The 8,820-nt window shown below is 69.9% G+C and carries 8 protein-coding genes; 5 read left to right on the forward strand and 3 right to left on the reverse strand.

The window, feature by feature from the left end; translation table 11 throughout:
* Positions 1–4: 4 nt before the first annotated feature.
* Positions 5–259 (forward strand): DoxX-related protein, encoded by a 255-nt coding sequence (locus ACKOB8_RS07165; RefSeq protein ID WP_526376524.1) that lies wholly within the window; start codon positions 5–7, stop codon positions 257–259.
* The gene (locus ACKOB8_RS07170; RefSeq protein ID WP_526376525.1) at positions 259–1,458 is read left to right on the forward strand and encodes an amino acid permease; all 1,200 of its coding nucleotides are present in this window, start codon (positions 259–261) and stop codon (positions 1,456–1,458) included. Before ACKOB8_RS07165 ends, ACKOB8_RS07170 begins: the two co-directional genes overlap by 1 nt.
* Here the strand turns inward: ACKOB8_RS07170 and sulP are convergent.
* Genes sulP through ACKOB8_RS07185 form a run of 3 tightly spaced genes read right to left on the reverse strand, consistent with a single transcriptional unit; the run spans position 1,434 to position 5,226 of the window.
* The gene (gene sulP, locus ACKOB8_RS07175) at positions 1,434–3,125 is read right to left on the reverse strand and encodes a sulfate permease (RefSeq protein WP_526376526.1); all 1,692 of its coding nucleotides are present in this window, start codon (positions 3,123–3,125) and stop codon (positions 1,434–1,436) included. The genes ACKOB8_RS07170 and sulP overlap by 25 nt on opposite strands.
* Entirely contained in the window at positions 3,122–4,657 is a 1,536-nt protein-coding gene (locus ACKOB8_RS07180) for a M28 family metallopeptidase (protein WP_526376527.1), read from the reverse strand. Before ACKOB8_RS07180 ends, sulP begins: the two co-directional genes overlap by 4 nt.
* Before the next feature lie 5 nt (positions 4,658–4,662).
* Positions 4,663–5,226, reverse strand: coding sequence for an NUDIX hydrolase (locus ACKOB8_RS07185; RefSeq protein ID WP_526376528.1), 564 nt, complete (start codon positions 5,224–5,226; stop codon positions 4,663–4,665).
* A 104-nt stretch (positions 5,227–5,330) separates the two neighbouring features.
* Between ACKOB8_RS07185 and glnX the strand changes: the two genes are divergently transcribed.
* The 3 genes from glnX to ACKOB8_RS07200 all read left to right on the forward strand — a co-directional run.
* The gene (gene glnX, locus ACKOB8_RS07190) at positions 5,331–6,650 is read left to right on the forward strand and encodes a protein kinase G-activating protein GlnX (RefSeq protein ID WP_526376529.1); all 1,320 of its coding nucleotides are present in this window, start codon (positions 5,331–5,333) and stop codon (positions 6,648–6,650) included.
* On the forward strand, positions 6,647–7,615 hold the full coding sequence (locus ACKOB8_RS07195) for a glutamate ABC transporter substrate-binding protein (RefSeq protein ID WP_526376530.1): 969 nt from the start codon (positions 6,647–6,649) through the stop codon (positions 7,613–7,615). Before glnX ends, ACKOB8_RS07195 begins: the two co-directional genes overlap by 4 nt.
* A partial coding sequence (locus tag ACKOB8_RS07200; protein ID WP_526376531.1) for a serine/threonine-protein kinase occupies positions 7,612–8,820 on the forward strand: 1,209 nt, incomplete at its 3' end. The genes ACKOB8_RS07195 and ACKOB8_RS07200, both read left to right, overlap by 4 nt.

The raw sequence follows: 8,820 nt of genomic DNA on the forward strand, positions 1-8,820 counted from the left end.
TCCGATGTCACGGATCACGGTCGCCGGCGCGGCGCTGGCCGCCACCGGACTGGCGCACTTCGCCAAACCGGAGCTGTTCGAGCCGATCACCGCTCCGGTTTTCCCGGACAACACCCGCCGGCACATCTACCTCAACGGTGGCATCGAGACGGCGCTGGGGGTCGGGCTGGTCGTGCCGCAGACGCGCAAAATCGCGGTCGCGGGCGCCCTGGGCTATCTCGGCTATCTGGCATTGGCCGCCGTGCGCAGCCGGGGCTGATGCTGCGGCGCCGGCTCGGCACAGCCGACGCCGTCGTCATCGGACTCGGCGCGATGCTCGGCGCCGGGGTCTTCGTCGTCTTCGCGCCGGCTGCGGCTGCCGCCGGCTGGGGACTGCTCGCGGGCCTGGCCGTCGCCGGAGCGGTCGCCTACTGCAACGCCGTCTCCTCCGCGCGGCTGGCTTCCCGCTACCCGCGATCCGGCGGGGCGTACGTCTCCGGGCGCGCGCGCCTGGGCGACTTCTGGGGTTTCCTGGCCGGCTGGAGCTTCGTGGTCGGAAAGACCGCCTCCTGCGCGGCGATGGCCCTGACCGTCGGGTTCTACCTGTGGCCGCGCGGCGCGCACGCGCTCGCCGTGGCCGCCGTGATCGCGCTGACGGCGGTGAACTACCGCGGTATCGGGAAGTCGGCCTTCCTGACCCGGCTGATCGTGGCCGCCGTGCTGGCCGTGCTGGCGCTGACGGTCACGGTGGTCGCCGGCTCCGGACGCGCCGAGTTCAGGTTCTCGATGACCGGCGGCACCGCCGCACAGGTGCTGCAGGCGGCCGGCTTGCTGTTCTTCGCCTTCGCCGGATACGCGCGCATCACCACCCTCGGGGAGGAAGTGCGCGACCCGGCCCGGACCATCCCGCGCGCCGTGGTCCTCGCACTGGGCATCACCCTGGCGGTCTACGCGGCCGTCGCACTGAGCCTGCTGGGCATTCTCGGACCCGCGGAACTGAGTACCGCGACCGCTCCGCTGGCCGATGCGGTCCGCGCCGCCGGGGCTCCCCGTCTCGAGGTGGTGGTGCGCGCGGCCGCCGTGATCGCCGCGGCGGGCTCGCTGCTGTCGCTGATGCTGGGGGTGTCGCGCACCTCGCTGGCGATGGCACGCGACGGCCACCTGCCTCGGGCGCTGTCGGCGGTTCATCCCCGCTTCGGGGTACCGCACCGGGCCGAGCTGGCGGTGGCCGCGGCGGTCGCCGGTGTTGCGGCCGTTGCCGACGTGCGCGGCGCGATCGGGTTCTCCTCGTTCGCCGTCCTGGTCTATTACGCGATCGCCAACGCGGCGGCCTGGACCCTGGGACGGCGCGCGATCCCGGTGGCCGGCCTGGTCGGCTGCCTGGTGATCGCGGTGTTCCTGCCGCTCGGTTCGGTGATCAGCGGCGTGGCGGTGCTCACCGCCGGTGCCGGGTTCTACGCGGTGCGCCGGCTGCGGTAGGCCTCGACCGCGGTGGGCAGCGTCATGAAGATCCTGTCCTCGCCGATCTTGTCCAACAATCCGGCCGCTGAGAGTGCTGTGCGCAGCGGCAGTTTGACCCGGGCCATGGCGAAGACGATGCCCCGCCGGGTGAGATCCTCGCGGAGTTGCTCCAGGGCGTCCATGGCGGTGAGGTCGGTATCGACCATGGCCTCGGCGTTGAGCACGAACCAGGCCACCGGGTCCGGGTTGTGCTCGACGGCCCCGATCGCGTGCCGGTAGAAGTCCTCGGCGTTGGCGAAGAACAGCGGTGCGTCGTAGCGATAGACGAGCAGACCGGGCACCAGATGCGCCGCCGGGTAATCCTCGATATCATGCATTCCCGCCACCCCCGGGACGAATCCCAGGACGCTGCCGTGCGGCCGGGCCACCCGCCGCAGCAGATCCGCGATGGACAGGCCGACCGCGGCGAGCACCCCGCCGAGCACTCCGAGTCCGAGCACACCCAGCGTGGTGAGCAGGGACAGGATCAGTTCGCTGCTCCGGAAGCGGGCCAGCCGGCGATACTCTGCGGCGTCGATCAGCCGCAGCGCGGCGTAGACGACCAGAGCCGCCAACGCGGCAGTCGGAAAGGTAGCCAGCAGTCCGTGCGCGGTGACGAGGACTACCAGCAGAAAAACCAGGGCCACAAGGGAATACAGCTGAGTGCGCGCACCGACAAGAATGCCCAGCGCGGTCCGGCTGGCACTGGAGCTGACCGCGAAACCCTGACTGAGACCCGCACCGAGGTTGCACACGCCCAGAGCCCGCAGTTCGGCATTGGCGTCGATGGTCCCGCCGTGGCGAGCGGCGAAGATCCGCGCGGTGAGCACCGTGTCCGAGAACGCCACGACCGCCACCCCGACGGCAGCCGCGGCCAGTGCGTCCATATCCCGCAGCGCGACTCCGGTCAGCCCGAAGTCGGGCAGCCCGCCGGGTACCTCTCCGATCACCTCCAGACCGAATCGCTCTAGGGAGAACACGGCGACCACCGCGGAGGCGACCAGGACGGCGATGAGCGGTCCGGGTGCACGCGGTACCAGCCGGGCCATCAGTATCAGCGCCAGCAGCACCGCCCCGGCGAACGCCAGGGTCGGCAGGTGCACCTGCGTTAACACCCCGACAAGCGAGGCCACCTGGCCGAAGAAACCGTCACCGGAAACCGCTGTGCCGGTGAGCTTCCCGAGTTGACTTGAGATCATGATCAGCGCCACCCCGGTCATGAAGCCGATCAGCACCGGCCGGGACAGCAGGTCCGCCAGGAACCCCAGCCGCAGCAGTCCGCCGGCGAAGCAGAACACACCCACCAGGACGGCGACCATCGCTGCCATCGCCGCGTAGCGGCCGGGATCTCCGCCGGCCAGCGGCGCCAGGGCCGTCGCCGTCATCAGTGCCACCGTCGCCTCGGGACCGGCGGAGAGCTGGCGTGAGGAGCCCACCAACGCGTAGATCGCCAGCGGCAGCAGCGCCGCCCACAGGCCGGCCACCGGGGGCAGGCCCGCCACCGTGGCGTACGCCATCACCTGCGGCACCAGATAGGCGGCCACGGTCAGCCCGGCCAGCACGTCGCCGCGCAGCCACCCGCGGCGGTACCCCCGGAACTGCGCCAGGCCGGGGGCCAGCGCCGCCCAGTCGACGCGCACGGTCACGGCTCGGCGATCACGTGGCGGGTACGGTCCGCCCGCAGCGGGATCCCGTTGCGCCCGTCGAGAGTCTGCGCGTAAACCCCGACGGCGAAGGCCACCCCGCCGCCGTTGATGGCCAGGGCGTCCCGGTCGACGTTGTCGAGACGGTCGGTGTCCTTGTGATAGTTCGGGTCGAACGGCGCATCCGCGGTCCCGCCCCACAACTCGGCCTGGGCCGCCGTCTTGTTCTCCTCGGCCCCGGTGAACAGACCGCCCGCGGGAATGCCGGCACGGGTGAAAGCTTCGTAGTCCGACCGGCCGTCGAAGGAGGTGTCCTCAGCCGCCTTACCCGCAGACTTCAGGTATCCGACCAGGGTGCGTTCGATGCCGGGCGAGCCCTCCGGCACCCGGGGCGGGCTCTCGCCCGTTTCGACGGCGGTGGACTGGTCGCCGTCGTAGGTGAAGTAGCCGGGATTGGGCGAACCGATCATGTCGAAATTGAGATACAGCGCGATGTCCTTGAGTCGCTCGACATCGAGGGTCTCGAGGTACTCGCGCGAGCCGACGAGGCCGATCTCCTCTGCCCCCCACAGCGCAAACCGCACCGCATGCTTAACCGCGGGAGCGCTGCCGAGTTGCACCGCCGTCTCGAGCACCGCGGCCACACCCGATCCGTTGTCGTTGATGCCCGGCCCGTCGGGGACGCTGTCCAGATGGGCGCCGACCATCACCACGTCCGCGGTGGATCCGGTCGCGGTCTGCGCGATCACGTTGCGGGCCTTGATGTTCTCCACCCGGGCATCCAGGGCCACGGTCGCCGGACCCGGGTTCTTCCGCAACCTCGCTCCGTCCGCTTTGCTCACGCTGATCACCGGGATGCCACCGGTGGCATCCGCACCGAGGGTGCCGCCCATCTTCTCCTCATCGACGTTGTTGGCGACCACCAGCGCCACGGCACCGAGCTTGGCGACGACGTCCTGCTTCTGGACGAACGGACAGATGCCGCGGTCGACGAGCACGACCGCACCCCGCACCGGTACACCCTCGTAGTCCGCGGACGCGCAGCCGGGCGACTCGTCGGCGGGCGCGACCACCAGTGGGCCGCTCACCCCGCCGGCCGGCGTACCGGCGCTGAACTCCAGCGCGTCGGCGTCGACTGCGGCGCCGCCCACGGTCAGTGACGGTTGCTCGGCTTCGAAGACCCGGGTCTCGAACTCCGGGGTCTGGACCTCGAAACCGGCCGCCCGCAGCACCCCGGCGACGTAGTCGACACTGGCCTCGTACCCGGGGGTGCCGACCGCTCGGTTGCCGTCGTTGGCGTCGGCGATGTCCTGCAGCGCGGCCAGGTGGGCCACCATCGCGTCGGTGGTGACCCGCTGGCGCAGTCCCTCGGCGAACCGTGCCGCATCGACATCCCCGACGACGAGGCTCTCCGGGAGCGCCCGTGGTTCGGCCGTTCGGACGCAGCCCGCCCCGCCAGCGGCGGCGAGCACGACCAGGCCCACGAGGACGGCGCGGGCCGGGCGCCGGAACCGGCTGAAAGATCGGCGTGCCACCGTGTTCAGGTTAGCTGCCGATCGGGGGTGCACCACGCGAACGCCCGCCCGGCGATCACGACGGTGTGCGGCAGCCGGCAGTCGTGCGGCGGGGCGGGCTCGCTGGTGCGCAGCAGCTCCCAGCTCTGCGCGAACGCCGGGTGCAGCGGCAGGTCGCAGACCATGTGCTCGGGCACCCAGCGAAGTTCCGCACTCTCCCGGTTGGCCACGGTGACCAGCAACTCGCCGGCGTCGGCGATCACCGTGGTGTAGCTCCAGTACGCGCCACCGGGACCGGTGATCTCGGCGGTGACGACGCTGCCGCGCACGACGATCTCCTCGGCGCTCAGCCCGGCCTCCTCGTAGGCCTCCCGGACCGCAGCGTGCTCGGCCTGTTCGTGGCTGTCCCGCGCGCCGCCGGGCAGGCCCCAGGTCCCGCCCTGATGGCTCCACAGGGCGCGGTGCTGCAGCAGCACCGCCGGTGTGCCGTCATGCCAGGGCGCCCGCAGCAGCAGGCCGGCAGCGCCGTGCCTGCCCCAGTGGCGGCTGCCCCGATCGGAGATCACCCACCCGTCGCCGTCGCCCCGCACGGGCTTCAGGATAGGCGCGCCGGGGCGGTCGGACCCGACTGCTCTTAGAATTCGCTTATCGGCGACTAGGCTGGCCTGTGCGAAGGGAGTGAGGTCGGCACAAGGTGACCGTTGAGCTGGCGCATCCCTCGACTGAACCGTTGGCGCAACGGTCGCCGAGCCTGCCCGCGCACCCCCGCTGGTGGTTCGCCAAGACCACGCCCGGGCGCATCCTGACCATCGGGGTGATCCTGGCGATGCTGGGCGTGCTGACCGCGTTCGCCACCGCCACCACGATCAACGAGCGTCAGCGGCAGCTGACCAACGTGCTGGACAACACCGAGCCGCTGGCCTTCGCGGCCGGACAGCTCTACACCAAGCTGTCGGTCGCCGATGCCGCCGCGGCCACCGCGTTCATCGCCGGGGCCGAACCCCGGCCGGTCCGCCAGCGCTACGAGCAGGCGATCACCGACGCGTCCGTGGCGGTGACCCGGGCCTCCAGCGACCTGACCGACCCGCCGCTGGTGGAGTTGCTCGGCCGGATCAACGCCCAACTCGCCGTCTACACCGGACTGATCGAGATCGCGCGGACCAACAACCGCCTCGGCAACCCGGTCGGATCGTCCTATCTGTCGGAGGCCTCGGCGCTGATGCAGCAGAAGATCCTGCCCGACGCTCAGCGACTCTACGAGCAGACCTCAGCACGGGTGGATGCCGAGACCACGGCGTCGGCGACGATCCCCGCCCCGGCGATCATCGTGGTGGCCACCGCGCTGTTGTTCGGCGCGTTCGCCCACCGCTGGCTGGCGGTACGTACCAAACGCCGGATCAACATCGGGCTGATCGCCGGCGGGACGGCGATCATGGTCATGATCGTCTGGGTGGGAACCGCCCTGGCGATCTCGACCTCCGGCACCCGGGCGGCCAAGAAAACCGCCGCCGACTCGCTGCGGACCGTCACCGGCCTGGCCATCACCGCGCAGCAGGCCCGCGCCGACGAAACGCTGTCGCTCATCCGCCGCGACGACGAGGACGCCCGCAAGCGCTCCTACTACCAGCGGGTCGACTCGATGCGCGCCGACCTGAAGGAGTATCTGGCGAAGGACAATGCCATCGCCTCGGCCCAACTCGCCGGTGCCGACGCTCTGCTGGTGAAGTGGCAGCAGACCGACGAGCGGATCAACTCCCTCATCGCGGTCGGCGACTATCAGGCGGCGACCCAGGTGGCGCTCGGTGAGGGCGAGGACGACGCGACACCGTCCTTCGACCGGCTCAATGAGGCGCTGGCGAGCGGCATTCAGGAGAGTCGCAAGCAACTGCGCAACGACATCCTCTCCGCTCGGCGGGTGCTGTCGGGCACCACGGTCGGTGGAGCGATGCTCTCGATCAGTGCCGCACTGGCGGTCGGGCTGGGTCTGTGGCCCCGGATGAGCGAGTACCGATGAGCGGGCGAGCGCTCGTGGCCTGCTTTGCGCTGGCCGCGACGCTCGCCGGGTGCGCCGTGAGCGAGGACCCGCCACTGCTGCCGACTCCCACGCTGGCACCGCCCACCCCGGCCGGTTTGACCGAATTACCGGCCGAACCGGTCCCGCCGCCGGGGTCCGGCGACGAAGACTGCGACCGCACCGCCAGCCTGCGTCCGTTCGACGACCCGGCGCAGGCGGATGCGGCGGTGGCCTCCATCCGGGCCCGCGGCCGACTGCTGGTGGGCCTTGACATCGGCAGCAACCTCTTCTCGTTCCGCGATCCGATCACCGGACGGATCACCGGTTTCGACGTCGACATCGCCGGGGAGGTGGCCAGAGACATCTTCGGTGATCCGGCAGCCGTGGAGTACCGGATCCTGTCCTCCGCCGATCGCGTCGCCGCGCTGCAGGACAACACCGTCGATATCGTCGTCAAGACGATGACGATCACCTGCGAGCGCCGCCGCGAGATCAATTTCTCCTCGGTGTATTTCACCGCGTTCCAGCGGATCCTGGCCCCGCGTAACTCCGCCATCGCCGAACCGGCCGACCTGTCCGGAAAGCGGGTGTGCGTCGCGCAGGGCACGACGTCGCTGACCAGGGTGCGGCAGATAGAGCCGCCCGCAGTTGTCGTGGCCGTGAATACCTGGGCCGACTGCCTGGTCGCGCTGCAGCAGAGCGAGGTCGACGCGGTGAGCACCGACGACGCGATTCTTGCCGGACTGGTCGCCCAGGACCCCTACCTGACCATCGTCGGACCGAGCATGGCCGAGCAGCCCTACGGAATCGGTATCAACCTGGACCGGACCGATCTGGTGCGCTTCGTCAACGGCACGCTGGAGCGCATTCGCACCGACGGAACATGGAACACCCTCTACCGCCGGTGGCTCACCGTCCTGGGACCCGCACCCGAACCGCCCGTCGCGAGGTACGTGGACTCATGAGCACTTCGGATTCGACCGACGCCGACGTCGGCACACAGCGAGCCGCCGTGGAGGACATGTTCGAGTCCGGCGCCGACTCGGTCTCGACCATGCGGCCGATGTCGACCCAGGCGGTCTTCCGGCCCGGTGACGGCACCGAACCGGGTGCCGTCGCCAGCGAGCCGATCGAGATCAGCGAGCACCCGACCTCCGCCGTGCCCGGCCCCTCGCCGACCCGACGGCTCGGCGGCGGCCTCGTCGAGACCCCGCGGGTACCCGAAATCGATCCGCTGACCGCACTCATGGTCAATCCCGTCGTCGCCGAGTCCAAGCGGTTCTGCTGGAACTGCAGCCGTCCGGTCGGACGGACAACCCCAGAACGCAGCGGCGAGTCAGAAGGCTTCTGCCCACACTGCGGCAGCGCGTACTCGTTCCTGCCGCAGCTGAGTCCGGGCGATGTCGTTGCTGACCAGTACGAGATCAAGGGCTGCCTGGCACACGGCGGGCTGGGCTGGGTCTATCTGGCCGAGGACCACAACGTCAACGAAAGGCCGGTGGTCCTCAAGGGCCTGGTGCACTCCGGAGACGCCGAGGCCCAGTCCATGGCGATGACCGAGCGGCAATTCCTGGCCGAGGTGGCCCACCCCTCGATCGTGAAGATCTTCAATTTCGTCGAACACCGCGACTCACGCAAGGAACCGATCGGTTACATCGTGATGGAGTATGTCGGCGGGAAGTCGCTGAAACCCGAGAGGGGGGAACGACTTCCGGTCGACGTCGCGATCGCCTACATGCTTGAGATCCTGCCGGCGCTGGGCTACCTGCATTCGATCGGCCTGTGTTACAACGATCTCAAGCCGGAGAACATCATGGTGACCGAGGAGGAGCTCAAGCTCATCGACCTCGGTGCGGTCTCGCGCATCAACTCCTTCGGCTATCTCTACGGGACTCCGGGTTACCAAGCGCCGGAGATCGTGCGCACCGGTCCGACGGTTGCGACCGACATCTACACCGTGGGACGCACCCTGGCGGCGCTGACACTGCAGCTGCGCACACGCAAGGGACGCTACGTCGACGGGCTGCCCGAGGACGACCCGGTATTGGCCACATACGACTCATTCGGTCGCCTGCTGCGCCGGGCGATCGACCCCGATCCGCGCCGTCGCTTCGTCAGCGCCGAGGAGATGTCGGCCCAGCTCCTCGGAGTGTTGCGCGAAGTGGTGGCA

The organism is Mycobacterium sp. (assembly GCF_046091765.1).
Classification (GTDB): domain Bacteria; phylum Actinomycetota; class Actinomycetes; order Mycobacteriales; family Mycobacteriaceae; genus Mycobacterium.